Here is a 16,870-nt window from a genome sequence, read left to right on the forward strand (position 1 = left end):
GCACACCGCTGGCAAACTGTTCGCATGGACCCCGCCATCGCGATCGTCCCCATGGGCCTCGGCCATCTCCGCCAGGTTCTCGACCTCGGTCACGAGGTCTACGACACCACCGTCAAGCCCTACACCTCCTGGTCGTTGACCTCGGTCGCCGAGCATCTCGACAGCCCCGACAACGCGTGCTGGGTCGCGCTCGACTCCGATCGGGTGGTCGGGTTCGTGCTCGGATCCATGGAATTCGAACTGCGTGACGACTGGGGCTATCTGGAATGGATCGCCGTCGCCCCGGATATGCAGGGCCACGGAATCGCGGGCAGGCTCGTCGAAGCCTGCTGCAACGCGCTGTTCGAACGCGGTGCCCGCCGCATCGTCACCGATGTCGAATCGAGCAATGAGGCGTCGGCGAAACTGATGTCGCGCAACGGTTTCGGCGCCTCGACCACCATCACGCTGTTCGTCCGCGCCGATCCGGCCGAACCCGACATCGACGCCGAATCCCCCGACCTGTCGCCGTCGATCAAACGCAACCTCGCCCGTACCGGACGTCTGCGCCGCTGACAGACCACTCAGCTGTCGGCGCGGCGTTCGTGACGCGAACGCGCGCGGTCGTAGGCGACTCGCAGCAGCTCATACACCGTCTCACCGGTCCGTGGCCCGGGGTTCACCACCGCAAGCCAACCTGCGGTGCCGTAGACAGGATGGGCCAGCACGGCATCCGTAACCGCGAAGTCGACGCCCGCGTCCGTTTCGCGCGGTGAGTGGCCGGTCCAGCGGATGAACAGCTCCCTACCCGCCGCGATATTGACGCGGTACGCCTCCGGCCGGTCGAGTCCGGATTTCTCATCGCCCGGGTAGTTCTTGGTCACGATCGTGGCGAAGGGCTGCGTCGTGGTCGGGACGACCCCGCTGGGTGAGTAGTAGAAGAAGCTATCGCCCCATGCGATCTCGGGTGATCCGTCGCCGGGGCCCGGGCGGAGGGTGAGTACGCCGTCGAGGCTCGCTACGAAGTCGATGATCTCGTCGATGGTCATGTGCTCCAGCGTTTCATTAAAGTGCTTGTGGAGACTTTGTCAGAGAATTCCGCAGGTAGTCGAGGAACTGTAGGTGTCAACTCTCCATTCATCGATGCGGACGGTCGATGTCGCGCGTTCGGCCGGTTATTCCGTACAGCAGGTACGCAACCTGGAGCGCAGCGGCGTCATGCCGCCGGCGACCCGCTCCACCGCGGGCTACCGCAGCTACGGCGAGATCCATCTGCGGTGCGCGCTTGCCTATCGTGCACTGGCCGCGGGCGTCGGGCCGGTCGAGGCCAAACACATCATGCGCGCGGTCCACCGGGCTCCGGTCGGCGAGGCACTCGCCCGGCTCGACGCCGCACACGCCCGGCTCGACCGCGAACGCACCGACCTGCGGTTGGCGAAGGACGCCGCCGCGGCGATCTCCGCCGAACCGATCACCGACGTCCGGCCGACGGATGCGATGAGCGTGTCGGAGCTGGCCGCGGCGCTAGGCGTGCGCCCGTCGACCTTGCGACACTGGGACGCCGAAGGGTTGGTTGTTCCCGACCGCGTCACCGCCAGGGGAGCCCGGCGCTACTCCCCCGCCCAAGTACGCGATGCCCGCATCATCCATCAGTTGCGTAGCGCCGGATACCGCATCGACACCTTGCGCGCCCTGGTCCCGAACCTGCCGCGCGGCCACCGATCCGAGGACATCGCAGCGGCACTGGCGGCACGCGAGGCGAGCATCACAGACCGTTCCCATGCCCTGCTCGAGGCCGCCGTCGCGCTCAGCGTCGTCCTTTTGCTGACCCGCATATCTGCGGAGGACGCAGTTTCGGCTGCTATCGTCGATCGGGAGTAATCGCAGAGGAGTACCGGCATGGTAGGTGAACTCGACATTTCCGGGGTTACCCGGCTCTGACGGCCACCAGCAGGCGCGCGGCGCCGCTGTCGTGGCCATGTCGTCGTTCGTCTACCCATCCGCGGAAGCCGCGTAACACGCGCCCGCCGACAGCTGAGGTCTCATCTATGTCCGATGCGTATATCGTCTGCTCCACCCTCACTTTCACATGGCCCGACGACACCCCGGTGTTCCGGGACCTGTCGTTCAGCGTTCCTGGCGGCCGGACCGGCCTCGTCGCGCCGAACGGCGCCGGTAAAAGCACCCTGCTGCGCCTGATCGCGGGAGACCTTCGTCCGGTCGGGGGCAGTGTCTCCGTCGACGGCGTGCTCGGCTATCTACCGCAGACCCTGCCGCTGACCGGTGATCTCACCGTCGCCGAAATCCTCGGTATCGCACCGATACTCGCGTCCCTCGACGCCGTGGAATCCGGCGACACCGGCGAGGAGCACTTCACCACGATCGGCACCGACTGGGATATCGAGGAACGCACCCGCGCCCAGCTCAACCGGCTCGGTCTCGGCGACATCCCTTTCACCCGCCGTCTGCACACGCTCAGCGGTGGTCAGATCGTTTCGCTCGGGCTCGCGGCGCAGCTGCTGCGCAGGCCCGATGTTCTGCTGCTCGACGAACCGACAAACAACCTCGACCTCGCGGCCCGGCGCAAGCTCTACGACGTGCTCGGTGACTGGAACGGCTGCCTACTGCTGGTCAGTCACGACCGCGCGCTACTCGACCGGATGGATCGCATCGCCGAGCTCCACAGCGGCGACATACGTTTCTACGGTGGCGATTTCACCGACTACGAAGAAGCCGTCCGGGCCGAGCGCGAGATCGCCGAGAAGAACATCCGCACCGCCGAACAGGAGGTCAAGCGCGAGAAACGCGAGTTGCAGCAAGCGCGGGAGCGCGCCGCACGCCGGGCGAGCACTGCCGCCCGCAACATCGGTAATGCGGGGTTGCCGAAGATCTTCGCCGGGACAATGAAACGCAACGCCCAGGAATCGGCGGGTAAGGCCGACGAAACACACAGCGCCCGGGTGGACGCCGCCAAATCCAAGCTCGACGAGGCCGGGCGGACGCTGCGGGCCGAACAGAAGATCGCCCTCGAACTACCCGGTACCGATGTACCGGCCGGGCGGACCGTGTTCCTTGGGGAACGGATGCGGTTCGGGTTCGGCGACCGCGAGATCTTCGCCGATGACGGCGCCGATCTGGCCATCCGCGGACCCGAACGGATCGCCTTGACCGGCCCCAACGGCGCGGGCAAATCCACCCTGCTGCGCCTCATTCACGGCGAGATGGTTCCCGAAGCCGGGTCGATCAGCCGCGCCGAAGGTCGAGTCGCCTACCTGTCACAGCGACTCGACCTGCTCGATCTGGACCGCAGCGTCGCCGATAATCTTGCCGCGTTCGCCCCGAACCTGCCCGATGCGCAGCGAATGAATCTGTTGGCGCGCTTTCTGTTCCGCGGCACCCGCGTCCAGTTGCCCGTCGGCGCCCTGTCCGGCGGTGAACGGTTGCGCGCCACTCTGGTGTGTGTGCTGTTCGCCGATCCGGCGCCACAGTTGCTGTTGCTCGACGAGCCGACCAACAATCTCGATCTGGTCAGCGTCGGCCAGCTGGTCAGTGCGCTGGACGCTTATCGCGGGGCGTTCGTCGTGGTGAGCCACGACGAACGCTTCCTCGCCGATATCAGGGTCGAGCGCTGGCTGGAGCTGTCCGACGGCCGTCTCCGCGAGGTCGCCGCACCCGAACCGAGCTGATCGCCGGGTAGCGAGGACCCGAGGGTACGGCCGTCGGCGCCGTACCCTCGCCTCAGGCAGCGAGCTCGGCCCGCAACGCCTCTGGCGTTTTCGCCGCCGCTCTCCTTGTGGCCGCCAGACCCGATCAATACGGCGAGCGTGATACCTGCGGCGCTGAGAAATGGCACCCTGCCCTCCACCGTCGCATCAACGAGAAATCGGTTGTCCGGCAGCATCTTTTGCCAGTTCAGCCTTCGCAGGCTCCCGCGCACTCGATCCGCCCGCGCAACGCCGGTCAGCCTGCCTGGCGCACACCCTCCTGGCAGGCGTCCATCCACGCCTGCTTGCCGGATGGGAACTTGCCGCCGTCCTTGATGCCCTCGGTGTAGCCCTGCTCGCAGAAGCTCTCGTCGAGAGTTCCACCGCTCTGCTTGATCGCCTTCGCCATTTCCGCGGATTCGCTCACTGCTCGGGACCGATCCCACTCGTTGCCATCGGGGTCGATGAGGATCACCTCGCCGCCGGCAACCGCGCTCGGCGAGGTGGTCGACGCAGTGGTGGACTCGGCAACCTTACTCGGCGAGATTTCCGAGGTAGCGGGAGATTCGGCAGTCGAGTTGTCATCGCTGCATGCGGTCATGCTGAGCGCGGCAGCGACGACCGCGGCAACGAAGAGGAGCTTGTGCACGTTTGTCCTTCGATAGAGCAGTACCGACAAAGAAGGAACGCTAACAAACCCGTGACCCGGCCACATCGGCGCTCTCAGCGGTCAGTACCCCGGGCCCGCTTCGAACGCGACCAGCCGAAGGTGAGCGCGACCGCGCGCTTCCAGTTGTCGCATTCATCGGCACAAAGCTCCGAATCCATCTGCGGCGTCGACTGTCCGGCCAAACGCCGATGGCGTGTGTGCCGGCTAGCCGGAGTCGACGCACTGCCGCCGACCACATCGCCGACCCGAACCGCCACTCGGTAGCCGATCGTATGCTGGCCGCGCGGCAAACCCGCGCTCTCCGCCGCGCGCATCGCCGCCGCTGTCGCCCCGCGCATCAATCGAGCTGGCTGCCCCAGGCGCAGCCATCACCACGGATGGGGAGGTTGTGAACGCGAAACAGTGCTATGGCCAATACTTCTCAGGCAACGCACCGACGCTGAAAACTCGATATCTCCGGCATTTTGCCCGGTTTGCCGGTATGTTACTTACAGCAACTAGACGATCGGGAGCGTTGAAGTGGGTGCAGTGCCGGATTCCTATGCCACTGGTCCACGCCCCGACGCGGCGCAGCCGGATCTGGTCAGCGAGTTCTCCGACCCACATTTTCGGCGGCTGATGCAGCTGGCCGTCGACCTGTCCCCCGAGTCACAAGATCTGCTCGCCGGATTCGCCCGGCGTTTCCGCGCCTCCGAAGGCTTGCTACCCGACCCGCTGTGGGAGTAGGGCGCGCCCGGCCACTGGGCCGTGCGCGCGATGATCGATCGCGTCAGTGCTTATCGTCGAGCACTTCCCGCAACGTGTGCGCGAACGCCTCCGGCTGCCCGGCATAGCCGTACTCGCCGCCGAGGAAACCTCCGTGGTGGCTCGGGAACACCGTCGCCTGCTGACCCAGGAACTCGGCGGTGGCGACTGCGGTGCGTCCGGTCATGACGCCGAGCGATTCCTCGCCGACGGCGATCACGATGCGAGTCGGCGCCGCGGCCAGGGCGGCCGCGTCCGGCCGATAGCTGGTGACCGCCCATGAGCGGTCCGACAGCAACGGGTCGTCGCGGGAACCGTCGTCGGCGGCGGGGAGACCGAACTGGGCCGGGTCGGCCGCAGGCTCGGCGAAGTACTTCTCGGTGAACTCGCCCCGCCACGACGTCATCGCGATGAACTCCGCCATCCCGGCGCCGAACCCCCTGGCCACATACGCATCGTGCGTCCGGGACTGCGCACGACCGGCCGCTTTCGCATCGGGCAACACAGTGATCAGCGGCGGCTCATGGGCGACCAGGGTCGACACATCCAGCGGATTGGCCGCAACCAACGCGAGCGCCGTGATCGCGCCGCCGCTGCTGGCGAAGAGTTCGACCGGGCCTGCGCCGAGCGCCTCGATCAGCGCGTGCACGTCCTCGGCTTGCACGAGCGGAGAATTGTCGACCCGCCCGTCCTTGCGGACGCTACGGCCCAGACCTCGCGGGTCGTAGGCGACCACCGTTCGGTCGGGGAAATGCGACGCCAGCGCGACGAACCCGCTGGCATCCATAGGCTGGCCGATCATGAGCAACGGCGGGCGCCCGTCGGCGGCGGGTACCGGACCGTACACGTCGTAGGCGATGTCGGCTTCGGCGGTCTCGAGCACACGTGTCTCCATATATGCAGTGACGACACCTGCACCGGAAACTCATCGCATCCCGCGGGAACGCTGCCGCCCGACGCCGATACCACCGTTGACGGCGGTTGAGCGATCATCCAGATGCGTCGAGAGTTCGATCGCCGAGAACAGCGTTCAGCGCTCGAACTGAGCGCGCTTGTAGTCGCCGTACGGCTCGTCACGCTCACGGACGGCTTCACGGAAGCCGACGGTGGCGGCCCGCAGCTGGAACGCATAACCTTCGCGTGTATGCCGGGAGATGCCGTCGAAGACGGTGCTGATCATCCCGGAGTTGGTCACGCCTTGCGAGTTCAATGCGGAGTTCAGGGCGAGCTTGGCCATCATCAGCTGATTGACCGGCATCCGCGCGATCCGTCCGACCAGATCCTCGGTGCGTTCGTCCAGCTCGTCGGCCGGGCAGGATTCGACAGCAAGCCCCCACTCCTCGGCCTGCTTGCCACTGAGGCAGTCTCCGGTGAACAGCAGCCGTTTGGCGCGCTGGTCGCCGAGCCGATGCGCCCACATCCCGCCGGCCGGTATCCCCCAGGTACGAGTGGGCGGGTAGCCGATCTTGGTGTCGTCGGCGCAGATGATCTGGTCGGCGTACAACGCGATATCGGTGCCGCCCGCGATGGCGAAGCCGTGCAGCTTCGCCACGGTCGGCTTGTTCGCCTGCATGAGGCTGGCGAAACCCCTGTTGAATCGGCTCATCATCGCGTAGTCGATCATCGGATCCCAGGTGTCCCACGGGTTGTGGTTGATCGCGTTGACGACCGGGTCCACCACCGTGCCGGTGACCTCGTCAGGGCCGTCGGTGGTGGCGAAACCCTGTTCGGCGAACAGATCCAGGTCGTATCCGCCGCAGAAGCCCTTGCCGCGCCCGGAGAGGAGAATGACATGCACGCGCGGGTCGAGGTCGGCGCGTTCCACCGCATGCGCCAGGTCGCGTGGGGTGTCCGGCGTGATGGTGTTGCCCTTGTCCGGCCGATTGAATGTCAGCCGCGCGATACGTCCGTCACGCACGTAGGTCAATGTCGCGTATTCGTGCTCGTCGGCGGGATCCGGCCGATCCCGCCAGGGCGACTGCGGCCCTTCGGTCCAGTTCTCATACCACGCCGCAGGCCGGGTACCGGAATGTGATTGCTTGTCGGACATTGGTTTTCCTTTCACGGAAGGACTCGCCACCGGGGCCAGGTGAACACTGCCCACACCGAGGACCGCTGCGTCGCTACCGAGCAGCCTGTCCCATCACACCATTGACAGTCAATAGTGACTGTGAAACTCTGTCGTCGCCGATCATCGAGGGGTTATCGCGATGCCTACCCGCGAGCAACAACGCACAGCCACCCGTACCCGGATCCTGGATACCGCGACACATCTCCTGGTCGAACGGGGTTATGCCGGGCTGTCGACCGTTGCGGTACAGGAGGCGGCCGGGCTCAGCCGAGGCGCCCTGCTGCACCACTTCCCCACCATCCACACCCTCATCGCAGCCCTGGTGGAGCACCTGGTTCAGCTCAACGAGCTCGCGGCCCGCGAAGCCGCCGAGACCATCGGAGCCTCCGCAGACCCCGTCGACCGCACCCTGACAGCACTACTCGAAACGATGACGCGCCCTCCGGCGCAGGCCGAATTAGAGCTCTGGGCCGCAGCACGCACCGACCCGGCCCTGGCGACAGTCCTGCGAGACTCCGAACGCCGCGCCGGCCGCGACCTCGACCGCGTCATCGACACCCTGTTCGGCCAGGAGATCACCACCCACTCGCGCTACCCCGCCATCCGCGACCTCACCATCGCCATGCTCCGCGGAGTGACGGCCGCACGCCCCCTGCGAACCTCCGCTCAAACCGAGGCACGCACAATCCACTACTGGGCAGACACGATCCGGACCTTGCTCACCACGGACGCCGCCGTCGACTCCCGCTGACATTCCCGGGTGTCGCAGTCGGCACGGAATCTGTGCCCGCCTGCCACCTGGCAGCCCCGCTCACACCACCCGCATTCAGAACATGCCGTGCGGAATCTCCCCCGCGTCCGGCACCGCCTGGACCACATCCCAATGCTCGGTGATCAGACCCTCCACCATCCGCCAGATATCGGTGACCGCCACGCCACGCGGATCATCGGCCGTGACCATGTGATAGTGCACGACCGCGTAGTCCGCGTCCGCGATAACACGTTTGATGTCGAGGTGCGCCGACGCCACCGGCGCCTCGCCGATGAAATCGACGAACGCGTCTCGGCCCGAAGGATTGCCGGGGCTGTGTTCGATGAAATCCGGGTGCAGCAGTTCGCGCAGCACCTCGATATCACCGGCGGCGAAGCGCGCCAACCCGTCGAGTATCAGTTGTTTGTTTCGCAGGGCGATGTCGCTGTTGGTCATGCGGCCACCGTCGCACCGCAGCCGGAGCCTGTCGATTACCTGCCATGTAATGGTCACGCCCGGGGATCCGGGCGATACTGATCCGGTGCACGATCAGCGCGGAGCCGGTGAGCTGCTGCGGGAGTGGCGCCTGCGGCGCGGGCTCAGCCAGCTCGAGTTGTCGGTGCGGGCAGGCGTCTCGAGCAGGCATGTCAGTTTCGTCGAGACCGGACGCACCGTGCCGAGCTCGACCATGGTGCTGCGGCTGTCCGACCAGTTGAACATCCCACTGCGAGAACGTAATCGGCTACTCATCGCCGCCGGGCACGCACCGGCCTACCGGCAGCACTCCCTCGACGATCCGGAGCTCGCCGCCGCGCATACCGCGCTGCGGCGCATCGTCGACGGTCATATGCCGTATCCGGCGCTGGCGGTCGACCACAAGTGGAACATGTTGTTCGCCAATAGTGCGGCCGAGGTCTTCTTCGACGGCGTCGACCCGGAACTGCTGTCGCCCCCGATCAACATGATGCGCGTGGGCCTGCATCCGAAGGGCTTCGCCAACCGGCTGCGCAACCTCGACCGAGTACGCGCGTTCCTGCTCCCCCGCCTGGCCCGGCAGGCCGCGCAGACCGGCGACGCGGACCTGACCGACCTCTACCGGGAATTGGCCGCCTTCGGGGAGCCGGGTCCCGTTCGCATCGATACCGCCGATATCGCACTGCCCATCGAGCTCGAGCACCGCGGCACCGTGCTGCGCCTGTTCAATACCATCACCACCTTCGGCGCGGCCTTCGACGTGACGCTCGACGACATCGCTGTGGAGGCATACTTCCCCGCCGATCCCGGCACCGCGAGCCATCTGCGTGCGCTCGCCGAGTCCGGATGACAGTCCACCCGGCAACCTGAAACCGAACGCGGTGAGATCTTCGGCGTGATCGGCTATTCCGGCGCGGGCAAAGGCACGTGCTGTAGTTTCTAGGCAGCTGTCTGGCGCGCACAGCGCTGCGGCGCTGATCACCGCCGGGACCGACTCAGACCGCCTGGATGAACCAGTCGAGCGTGCCCTCATCCGAATCGTTGGTGGTGTGGTGATAGGCGAAGCCGACTCGGTGCGCCACCGCCACCGAGGCCTTGTTCGCGGGGTCGATTCGCAGCACGGCCTCGTCGGCGAGATCGTGCGCGGCGATATAGCGGCAGGCCAGCACCACCGCACGGGCCGCAAGACCACGGCGGCGGAACTGCGGGTAGATGCCGTAGGCCACGTTCGCCTGCCCGACGGCCAGATAGTCCTGGGCAATCTGGATGTCCAGCGTCCCCACCAGGACGCCGTCCTCGGCGGTCACCACCGCGAAGGTCTTACTCGAGCCGTTGGTCTCCCATTGGGCGACACAATGCCGGAAATGCGTGGTCACGGTGTGGATCGTGCCTGCGCCGGCATCACGCCATCGGGCCGACTCCGCGTCCTCCCCCGCCAGATGCGCCTGCGCATCGGCCACGGTGATCTGCCGTAGCCCGATCGCCCCATCAGAAATCAACACCTGATCATGATCAGCACAGACACGCCGCTCGGACAAGTGCCGAGTCGGCGCGCCGCCTCGAGAAGTGCCGAAAGACTCAGGGCTTGCGGGCGAGGCCGGCCGAGATCAGCTGATCCCATACCGTCAGTTCTCTTTCCGGTGTACCGATGGTGCTGATCGAAGTATCGGACTCGTCCGGCGTGTCCGGACGCCAGGTGACCGCGGGCACGATCCCCGGCTCGAGGATCTCGAGATCGGCGAACAGGGTACGGATCTCGTCGTCGGTGCGCCAGCGGCCACGGCCGAACGTCGACTGCAACTTCTGCTCGGCCGCTTCGGTCTCCGCATTGCCGCCGGAGCGGAAATGCGAAATGAAAACCTGGCTGCCGGACGGGATCTGGTCGCGCCAGTAGGACACGATGCCGATCGGGTCCTCGTCGTCGTTGAGGTGGTGCAGGATCGCGCTGAACACGACAGCGACCGGCTCGTCGAAATCGATCAGCCGCGCCACTTCGTCGTTATCGCGGATCCGCTCCGGCTCACGCACGTCCGCCTGCACCACGGTGGTGTTGTTATCGGTGGCCAGCAGGGCACGACCGTGTGCGAGGACGATCGGATCGTTGTCGACGTAGACCACTTTCGCGCCGTCGGTGTATCGGGCCGCGATCTGGTGCACGTTGTCGGCGGTCGGGAGCCCGCTGCCCAGGTCGATGAACTGCTTGACGCCGCTGCGGGCGATATCGCGCACTCCACGCACCAAGGCCTGCCGGTTGCCGAAGGCGATGGCCACCGAACCGGGCAGGTTGATCTTGAAGTGGTCGCCGATCTCCTGATCGACCGGATAGTTGTCCTTACCGCCGAGCAGGTAGTCGTATACCCGCGCGATACTCGGCGTGTTCGGATCCACCACGCCCGCACTGTCGTACATCACGTCTCCCATCGACGCAGATCTCCCGTGCGCACATCGTAGGCCGTCGGCCAACCTCGTGTACGCACAACCCATTACGCGGTCGATGGGACCGGTTCCGGTTCGTCGGCGCGGGCCTCCCCGAACCCCGGCAACCAGCGATCCGCAACCGGTATCAACACCTGAATCAGCGGACCGATGCCGAACGCGTACACCAGGGTGCCGATGCCGACCGAGCCGCCGAGCAACCACCCTGTGGACAGCACCACGACCTCGATCGCCGTCCGCACCAACCGGACCGACAATCCTGTGCGCCGAACCAAACCCGTCATCAGGCCATCCCGCGGCCCTGGCCCCATCCCGGCACCGATATAGAGCACCGTCGCCACCGCGTTGAGCACTACCGCCGCGCCCATGGCCCCGACCCGCACCGGCAGCGATTCCCACGACGGCAGCATCCACAGCCCCACATCCACCGACACCGCGATCACCACGACATTGCTCACCGTGCCCAGGCCCGGCCGTTGCCGCAACGGAATCCACGCCAGCAACACCACGAGGCCCGTCAGCGCGGTCACCACACCGAAACTCAGCGGCACATGCCCGGTCACGCCCTGATGGAAGACATCCCAGGGATCCAATCCGAGCCCCGCCCGCACCATGACGGCCATAGAAAACCCGTACAGCCACAACCCCGCGTACAACGCGACCAGACGACGAACCATTCGCCCAGCATGGCCAGAACTGGACCTACTTTCCATATCCAGTAGGAAGTATCTGGACTTCTTTCTGGCAGACCAGCTGTCGCAAACTTCAGGTCGTGTTGGCGCTGAGGCCATCGGAGATGGTGATCGCCTCCCCGTTGAAATGTCGTCCGGAGTCGGCGACCAGCATCAGGATGACCTCGGCGACATCCTCGGGTTGGATGAGTCCGCCGCCTGCCTCGAACATCGCCATCGCGTCCGCTTCGGTCGGATTCTCGATGTCGGGCAACAGCAGCCGGTAAGTGGCCGGATTCATGATCATGTCGGTCTGCACCCCGGCGGGCAGGACAGCGTTGACCGTGATGCCGAACTGCGCGACCTCCAACGACAACGACTTCACCAACCCGAGCACACCCCATTTCGCCGCGGCGTAGTGCCCGGCGTTGGTGGTCCCCATCCGCGCCGCGATCGACGATGTCGCCACGATGCGGCCACTGCGTTGTTCGATCATGTGCGGCACTACGGCACGGAAGCTGTGAAAGACGCCGGTGAGGTTCACCTCGATCATGTCGCGCCACATCCGCTCATCCATCTCGGCGATGGGCGCACTCGACGCAATGCCTGCGTTGGCGATCAAGATATCGACGCGGCCGAACTCCGAACGGGCTTGTTCGACGACTCCGTTCATCTGTTCCTGACTCCGCACGTCGGCCTGCACCGTCAGGCACCGGCGCCCGGCCTCATCCACGAGTTCAGCGGTGTCTTCCACATCCCGAGCCGTGGCCAGCGGATAGGGCACGCTACCGATCTGCTCGGCGACATCACAGACCACGATGTCGGCCCCCTCGCTAGCCAAAGCCACCGCATGCGCGCGTCCCTGACCACGGGCCCCGCCCGTGACGATTGCGACCTTGCCATCGAGCTTGCCCATTCCGACCCCTGTCAGCTCGGCTGAGGATTCCGGTCATGCCATCGTGACACGACGGGTATCGGCAACGAAACGCACCTCGCCCATGGATGGGGATACCGGTTGGAGGTCCGGAATCGTGCCGGTCCGGTCATCAATGGGTCGTCACGGAGGTGGTGTCCATATAGGTCTGGTCGTTCTTGGCCGCCAGCCGCGCCCCCGGTAGGTACCGCATCGATCGTGGTGCGAAGGCGGTGCCCGCTGTGACCGTCTTCGCGTACGCGCGGAAGGCGAGCCGGTCGGTTCGAGTTCGGTGCACACCGAGCAGATCCGCCGCCCGATCGTGCAGCCGGGCCCGCACCGCGAAACCTGGCAGATGCGCCGGTATCCAGGAATCCGGGCGCAGGACTTGCGATTCCAGAACCGCGCTGTGCGCACTCGGCCGTAGCTGGGGCCGCGCAGGCTTCCTCGAAGTAGTCGACGAATGCCGGCCAACTGCGCGGCTATCGCGACAACCTCCGACATTATTGGAGAATAACGATTAACATAATCACGAAACAGAGCTGCATGTCCGCTGAACCAGTGAAGAATCTTCGTACACATTCCAAGGAGAAGACCGATGGCGACACCCGGTATGTCTCAGACCGCACTGCGCACCGTCACCGACGCGCTGTCCGCACTCGCCGTCCTGACCAAGCGCGGCATGGTCGATCCCCGCCATCCCGGGGAGATCGTCCGAACCATGCGCGATGCGGCGGTGTACGGACCGTTTGTCACAACCCTCGCCCATGGAGTCCGCCGGGATGGCACGGCTGTGGCGATCATCGACGAGCGAGGCCCGCTGACATTCGACGAGCTGGACGCGCAATCGAATGCCTTCGCCAACGGCCTCGGTGCCACCGGTATCGGGCCCGGTGACGCCGTCGCCGCCATGTGCCGCGATCACCGCGGCATGGTGCTCACATTGCTCGCGGCGGGCAAACTCGGCGCCCGAATCGTGCTGTTCAACACCGGCTTCGCCGCACCTCAACTCGCCGACGTGGCACGGCGGGAACACATCCGCGCCATCGTGCACGACGAAGAGTTCCTCGGAACACTCGCTGCGGTTCCCGACGAGGTGGCACGGTTCCTGTCATGGGTCGACTCGACCGATGCCGACCTCGCCACGCCAACCATCGACTCGCTGATCGCAGGCCATTCGACCGCCGCACTGCCCGCGCCGAAAAAACCGGGCGGCATGGTCATCCTGACCAGCGGGACCACCGGAACACCGAAAGGCGCTCCCCGCGAAAAGGTCTCACCTCTGCAATCGGCGCAGTTCCTCGACCGGATCCCGCTCCCACGCGACAACACCATGATCATGGCCGCCCCGATCTTCCACGGCACGGGACTGTCACAGTTCACCCTCGGATGGGCGCTCGGCAACACGATCGTCTTCCAGCAGCGCAAGTTCGATCCCGAACGGACAATCGCCGCGGTGGCCGCTCATCGCGCGGCCATCCTGGTGCTCGTGCCCACCATGCTGCAACGGATCGTCGACCTCGGTCCCGACGTGCTCGCCCGGTACGACACGTCCTCGCTGCGGGTGATCTTCGCCGCCGGCTCGTCGGTGTCACCCGATCTGAGCCGGCGCACGGCCGCGGCGTTCGGCGATGTGCTCTACAACCTCTACGCCTCGACCGAGGTCGCCGTCGCCGCGGTCGCCACCCCGCTCGACATGCGGGTCGCCCCCGGTACGGTCGGCCGCCCGCCGGTGGGATGCCGGGTCGCGATCTACGACGAAAGCCGCACCAGGATAACCACACCCGGCGAGATCGGCACGATCTTCGTCTCCAGCGGCCTCAGCTTCAGCGGCTACACCGACGGCAGGAACAAGGAGATGGTCGACGGACTCCTCTCCAGCGGTGACGTCGGACATTTCGACGCCGACGGACGCCTGTTCATCGACGGCCGCGACGACGACATGATCGTCTCCGGTGGCGAGAACGTCTATCCGCTCGAGGTGGAGAATCTACTGACCGATCGGCCGGACATCGCCGAGGCGGCGGTCATCGGTGTCGACGATCGCGACTTCGGTACGCGCCTGCACGCGTTCGTCGTCCCGGCCGGTGATGCCCCTGTGGATCCCCAGGAGATCAAGGACTACGTCAAGGCGAGCCTGGCGCGGCACAAGGTACCCCGTGACGTCAGCGTGATCGCCGAACTGCCCCGCAATGCGACCGGAAAGCTGCTGCGCCGGCAGCTGGTCGTGGAGTCGCCGGACTCATCTCCGAAGGCGGGGCCAGCGAGCTGAGTGAAACGGGACGAATCCCTTCCAGCGATAAGTTACCACTGATTTCTACCGAACCGCTCGGACAACCCACCGGACGGTTCGTCGCAATCAATGCGACGAACGAGCCGGTACCAGGCGCGGCACAGCAGCGACCGAATCAACCAAGATCAGGTGCTTACCTGTGCGCATTCGAGGCAACAGCCATGACTCCCGAACGTGACCATCTAGTTCCGGGAAAATGCTGACAGTACGACTCCATCCTTGTTAAGTTACTCACCATTCCTCCCGCAATGCGACGGAGCTCACAGCTTCCTCCGCGCAATCCGGGGGTGCTCGTACTCGATGAGGAGTGACGTCATGGATGGACTCAACAGACGTAATGCGTTGAAGACCGGCGGAATCCTGGGCGCGCTCGGCGCCTTTGCGGTGGCCTCGCCTGCGCGTGCGGAACCCTGGTCCTGGTCGCCCGAAGGTTCGGTCGCCGGATCAGGTTCCGGCGCCGACCCGATGACCGTCTGGGATCCGGAGGCCGACGATCTGGTCGCCGGACTCATCGACCGAGGTGAAGTCCCCCGGGTCAACGAGTTGTTGCGGACCTGGACCAGGAACGGCCAACCCGTGCCCGACGGTTTGCCCACGGAGTTGCGGGATTTCATGGAATACGCCCGTCAGCTGCCGCAGTGGACCGACCCGGCCAAACTGGGTACCGCGATCGAGTTCAACAAGAAGCGCGGACTGTATCTCGGCGTGCTGTACGGGTTCGCCAGCGGCATGATGAGCACCGTCATTCCCAAGGAAGCGCGGGCGGTCTACTACTCCAAAGGCGGTCACGACCTCAAGGACCGCATCTCCAAAACCGCCAAGCTCGGCTACGACATCGGCAGCAACAACGCCTACGCCCCCGACGGGGAAATGGTCGTCACCTGCGTCAAGACCCGGCTCGTCCATGCGGCGGTCCGGCACCTGCTGCCACAGTCCCCGCACTGGGTGCACTCCGCCCAGGAAGACATCCCGATCAGCCAGAACGACATCATGGTCACCTGGCACAGCCTGCCCACCACCGTCATGAAGCACCTGACCTCATGGAAAGTACCGATCCCGCCCCACGAATCGGAAGCATTCCTGCACTCCTGGCAGGTGGCCGGGCACATGCTCGGCGTCCGCGACGAGTACATCCCCAGCTCGTGGCCCGAAGCCAATTCCCAAGCGGCACAGGTCCTCGACCCCATCCTCGCGGCGACACCCGAAGGCGCCAAGCTGGCCGACCGACTCCTCGGCCTCGGCGCCAATATCGACCTCGCCATCCTCAGCAGAGGGGTCCTCGGCGCATTCACCCGCTTCTTGCTCGGCGACAAAATCGCCGACGGCCTTGCCATCCCGAGAGAACCGGTGTGGGATCCGCTGCTCCGATTCAGCTGGGGCCCCTTCATCGCAGTCCGCGAAGGCATCCTCACCGCCGTCCCGCCCGCGGCCGACCCCTACTGGCTGCTCGACGAATTCCTCCGCAAAGCCGCCCTGATCTACCTGTCCGAACTGCGCATGCCGATCAGCATCGAACTCCCGACGATGAACCGCGATATGAGTAAGCCGCCACGCTGAATTCCGGCGCGCCTCCGGTGCCGCACGCCCTCGATCACGTTGCGCACAAGCACATCCCCTCGACAACTACCCCACACCACCAAGGAGCACCTTGATGCGTACCGCCCTACACCTCGCCGCCGCATCGATCGCAACAGCGGGCCTCATCTGCACCGCCGCCCCCGGGACCGCGGCCCCCACCCCCGTACCCACCGCCGAGGCCGGAACCGGATCATCGGCCGCAGACTCCGGATCAGCAGCCGCCCGCTCCGCCGTCGAACTCGCCGGCCAAGGCGACATCATCGGAGTAATAGTCCTCCTAGGCGTCACCCCCTTCCAGATGCTCACCAGCGGCATCTGCGACCTCGCCACATTGTCAGCCCTCCCCAACCCCTGCGTTCCGAGGTACTGATGAGTGGGTGAGGGCCGCACAACGCCCGCCACATACCCCCTGACCAGCGGATTAGCTCTGCCGACACACCCTGAGGTAATCTCTTCGAGCGCCCACAAAGGGCGCAACGGGCTGTGGCGCAGTTTGGTAGCGCACTTGACTGGGGGTCAAGTGGTCGCAGGTTCAAATCCTGTCAGCCCGACACACAAAAATCCCCTCCGACCTGCACCGGAGGGG

Annotated in this window: 19 protein-coding genes and 1 tRNA gene; 10 read left to right on the top strand and 10 right to left on the bottom strand. The window is 65.7% G+C overall.

Annotation, left to right across the window (positions count from 1 at the left end):
• Window positions 1-24 precede the first annotated feature (24 nt).
• Window positions 25-555: a GNAT family N-acetyltransferase gene (locus ACFXNW_RS23310; protein WP_379419881.1), complete on the top strand. Its 531-nt coding sequence runs from the start codon at window positions 25-27 to the stop codon at window positions 553-555.
• An 8-nt stretch (window positions 556-563) separates the two neighbouring features.
• On the opposite strand, the gene ACFXNW_RS23315 is transcribed toward ACFXNW_RS23310, so the two are convergent.
• A complete protein-coding gene (locus tag ACFXNW_RS23315) occupies window positions 564-1,028 on the bottom strand; it encodes a DUF6194 family protein (RefSeq protein WP_379419882.1) in 465 nt (154 codons plus the stop codon).
• Window positions 1,029-1,122: 94 nt separating this feature from the next.
• Between ACFXNW_RS23315 and ACFXNW_RS23320 the strand changes: the two genes are divergently transcribed.
• Entirely contained in the window at window positions 1,123-1,860 is a 738-nt protein-coding gene (locus tag ACFXNW_RS23320) for a MerR family transcriptional regulator (protein WP_379420097.1), read from the top strand.
• Between the two features lie 167 nt (window positions 1,861-2,027).
• The gene (locus tag ACFXNW_RS23325; protein ID WP_379419884.1) at window positions 2,028-3,665 is read left to right on the top strand and encodes an ABC-F family ATP-binding cassette domain-containing protein; all 1,638 of its coding nucleotides are present in this window, start codon (window positions 2,028-2,030) and stop codon (window positions 3,663-3,665) included.
• A gap of 274 nt (window positions 3,666-3,939) precedes the next feature.
• Here ACFXNW_RS23325 and ACFXNW_RS23330 read toward each other — a convergent pair whose 3' ends face one another.
• On the bottom strand, window positions 3,940-4,332 hold the full coding sequence (locus ACFXNW_RS23330; RefSeq protein WP_379419886.1) for a hypothetical protein: 393 nt from the start codon (window positions 4,330-4,332) through the stop codon (window positions 3,940-3,942).
• A 540-nt stretch (window positions 4,333-4,872) separates the two neighbouring features.
• Here ACFXNW_RS23330 and ACFXNW_RS23335 point away from each other — a divergent pair.
• Window positions 4,873-5,079, top strand: coding sequence for a hypothetical protein (locus tag ACFXNW_RS23335; RefSeq protein WP_379419887.1), 207 nt, complete (start codon window positions 4,873-4,875; stop codon window positions 5,077-5,079).
• 43 nt (window positions 5,080-5,122) lie between these two features.
• On the opposite strand, the gene ACFXNW_RS23340 is transcribed toward ACFXNW_RS23335, so the two are convergent.
• Together ACFXNW_RS23340 and ACFXNW_RS23345 are read right to left on the bottom strand one after the other, a co-directional pair.
• Window positions 5,123-5,980 (bottom strand): alpha/beta fold hydrolase, encoded by an 858-nt coding sequence (locus tag ACFXNW_RS23340; protein WP_379419888.1) that lies wholly within the window; start codon window positions 5,978-5,980, stop codon window positions 5,123-5,125.
• Between the two features lie 147 nt (window positions 5,981-6,127).
• Window positions 6,128-7,147 carry a crotonase/enoyl-CoA hydratase family protein gene (locus tag ACFXNW_RS23345; RefSeq protein ID WP_379419889.1) on the bottom strand — a complete coding sequence of 340 codons (1,020 nt, stop codon included), beginning with the start codon at window positions 7,145-7,147 and terminating at the stop codon, window positions 6,128-6,130.
• Between the two features lie 160 nt (window positions 7,148-7,307).
• On the opposite strand from ACFXNW_RS23345, the gene ACFXNW_RS23350 reads away from it, so the two are divergent.
• Window positions 7,308-7,919: a TetR/AcrR family transcriptional regulator gene (locus ACFXNW_RS23350; RefSeq protein ID WP_379419890.1), complete on the top strand. Its 612-nt coding sequence runs from the start codon at window positions 7,308-7,310 to the stop codon at window positions 7,917-7,919.
• Window positions 7,920-7,994: 75 nt separating this feature from the next.
• Here the strand turns inward: ACFXNW_RS23350 and ACFXNW_RS23355 are convergent, their stop codons facing one another.
• On the bottom strand, window positions 7,995-8,375 hold the full coding sequence (locus tag ACFXNW_RS23355; protein ID WP_379419891.1) for a nuclear transport factor 2 family protein: 381 nt from the start codon (window positions 8,373-8,375) through the stop codon (window positions 7,995-7,997).
• Between the two features lie 49 nt (window positions 8,376-8,424).
• On the opposite strand from ACFXNW_RS23355, the gene ACFXNW_RS23360 reads away from it, so the two are divergent.
• Entirely contained in the window at window positions 8,425-9,243 is an 819-nt protein-coding gene (locus ACFXNW_RS23360; protein ID WP_379419892.1) for a helix-turn-helix domain-containing protein, read from the top strand.
• Between the two features lie 145 nt (window positions 9,244-9,388).
• Here the strand turns inward: ACFXNW_RS23360 and ACFXNW_RS23365 are convergent, their stop codons facing one another.
• The 5 genes from ACFXNW_RS23365 to ACFXNW_RS23385 form a co-directional block, all read right to left on the bottom strand.
• Entirely contained in the window at window positions 9,389-9,895 is a 507-nt protein-coding gene (locus ACFXNW_RS23365) for a GNAT family N-acetyltransferase (protein WP_379419893.1), read from the bottom strand.
• A 76-nt stretch (window positions 9,896-9,971) separates the two neighbouring features.
• The gene (locus tag ACFXNW_RS23370; protein ID WP_379419895.1) at window positions 9,972-10,814 is read right to left on the bottom strand and encodes an SAM-dependent methyltransferase; all 843 of its coding nucleotides are present in this window, start codon (window positions 10,812-10,814) and stop codon (window positions 9,972-9,974) included.
• A gap of 62 nt (window positions 10,815-10,876) precedes the next feature.
• Window positions 10,877-11,506 carry a YitT family protein gene (locus ACFXNW_RS23375; protein WP_379419896.1) on the bottom strand — a complete coding sequence of 210 codons (630 nt, stop codon included), beginning with the start codon at window positions 11,504-11,506 and terminating at the stop codon, window positions 10,877-10,879.
• A gap of 88 nt (window positions 11,507-11,594) precedes the next feature.
• Window positions 11,595-12,416 (bottom strand): mycofactocin-coupled SDR family oxidoreductase, encoded by an 822-nt coding sequence (locus ACFXNW_RS23380; protein WP_379419897.1) that lies wholly within the window; start codon window positions 12,414-12,416, stop codon window positions 11,595-11,597.
• Between the two features lie 130 nt (window positions 12,417-12,546).
• Window positions 12,547-12,753, bottom strand: a complete 207-nt coding sequence (locus ACFXNW_RS23385) for a hypothetical protein (RefSeq protein ID WP_379419898.1) — start codon at window positions 12,751-12,753, stop codon at window positions 12,547-12,549.
• Between the two features lie 258 nt (window positions 12,754-13,011).
• Here ACFXNW_RS23385 and ACFXNW_RS23390 point away from each other — a divergent pair, with 258 nt between their 5' ends.
• The 4 genes from ACFXNW_RS23390 to ACFXNW_RS23405 all read left to right on the top strand — a co-directional run bounded on the left by ACFXNW_RS23390 (window position 13,012) and on the right by ACFXNW_RS23405 (window position 16,835).
• On the top strand, window positions 13,012-14,685 hold the full coding sequence (locus ACFXNW_RS23390; RefSeq protein WP_379419899.1) for an acyl-CoA synthetase: 1,674 nt from the start codon (window positions 13,012-13,014) through the stop codon (window positions 14,683-14,685).
• A gap of 336 nt (window positions 14,686-15,021) precedes the next feature.
• On the top strand, window positions 15,022-16,263 hold the full coding sequence (locus ACFXNW_RS23395) for an oxygenase MpaB family protein (RefSeq protein ID WP_379419900.1): 1,242 nt from the start codon (window positions 15,022-15,024) through the stop codon (window positions 16,261-16,263).
• 94 nt (window positions 16,264-16,357) lie between these two features.
• Window positions 16,358-16,654 (top strand): hypothetical protein, encoded by a 297-nt coding sequence (locus tag ACFXNW_RS23400; protein ID WP_379419901.1) that lies wholly within the window; start codon window positions 16,358-16,360, stop codon window positions 16,652-16,654.
• A 107-nt stretch (window positions 16,655-16,761) separates the two neighbouring features.
• Window positions 16,762-16,835 (top strand) — tRNA-Pro (locus ACFXNW_RS23405).
• Window positions 16,836-16,870 lie beyond the last annotated feature (35 nt).

The sequence above is a fragment of the Nocardia sp. NPDC059180 genome (genome assembly GCF_042754945.1).
GTDB lineage: Bacteria > Actinomycetota > Actinomycetes > Mycobacteriales > Mycobacteriaceae > Nocardia.

Coding starts and splice junctions, on each gene's coding strand:
- ACFXNW_RS23360 (WP_379419892.1), top strand. CDS start 8,425: ATGGTCACGCCCGGGGATCCGGGCGATACTGATCCGGTGCACGATCAG.
- ACFXNW_RS23350 (WP_379419890.1), top strand. CDS start 7,308: ATGCCTACCCGCGAGCAACAACGCACAGCCACCCGTACCCGGATCCTG.
- ACFXNW_RS23380 (WP_379419897.1), bottom strand. CDS start 12,416: ATGGGCAAGCTCGATGGCAAGGTCGCAATCGTCACGGGCGGGGCCCGT.
- ACFXNW_RS23400 (WP_379419901.1), top strand. CDS start 16,358: ATGCGTACCGCCCTACACCTCGCCGCCGCATCGATCGCAACAGCGGGC.
- ACFXNW_RS23325 (WP_379419884.1), top strand. CDS start 2,028: ATGTCCGATGCGTATATCGTCTGCTCCACCCTCACTTTCACATGGCCC.
- ACFXNW_RS23320 (WP_379420097.1), top strand. CDS start 1,123: ATGCGGACGGTCGATGTCGCGCGTTCGGCCGGTTATTCCGTACAGCAG.
- ACFXNW_RS23370 (WP_379419895.1), bottom strand. CDS start 10,814: ATGGGAGACGTGATGTACGACAGTGCGGGCGTGGTGGATCCGAACACG.
- ACFXNW_RS23315 (WP_379419882.1), bottom strand. CDS start 1,028: ATGACCATCGACGAGATCATCGACTTCGTAGCGAGCCTCGACGGCGTA.
- ACFXNW_RS23395 (WP_379419900.1), top strand. CDS start 15,022: ATGGATGGACTCAACAGACGTAATGCGTTGAAGACCGGCGGAATCCTG.
- ACFXNW_RS23310 (WP_379419881.1), top strand. CDS start 25: ATGGACCCCGCCATCGCGATCGTCCCCATGGGCCTCGGCCATCTCCGC.
- ACFXNW_RS23390 (WP_379419899.1), top strand. CDS start 13,012: ATGGCGACACCCGGTATGTCTCAGACCGCACTGCGCACCGTCACCGAC.
- ACFXNW_RS23345 (WP_379419889.1), bottom strand. CDS start 7,147: ATGTCCGACAAGCAATCACATTCCGGTACCCGGCCTGCGGCGTGGTAT.
- ACFXNW_RS23355 (WP_379419891.1), bottom strand. CDS start 8,375: ATGACCAACAGCGACATCGCCCTGCGAAACAAACAACTGATACTCGAC.
- ACFXNW_RS23375 (WP_379419896.1), bottom strand. CDS start 11,506: ATGGTTCGTCGTCTGGTCGCGTTGTACGCGGGGTTGTGGCTGTACGGG.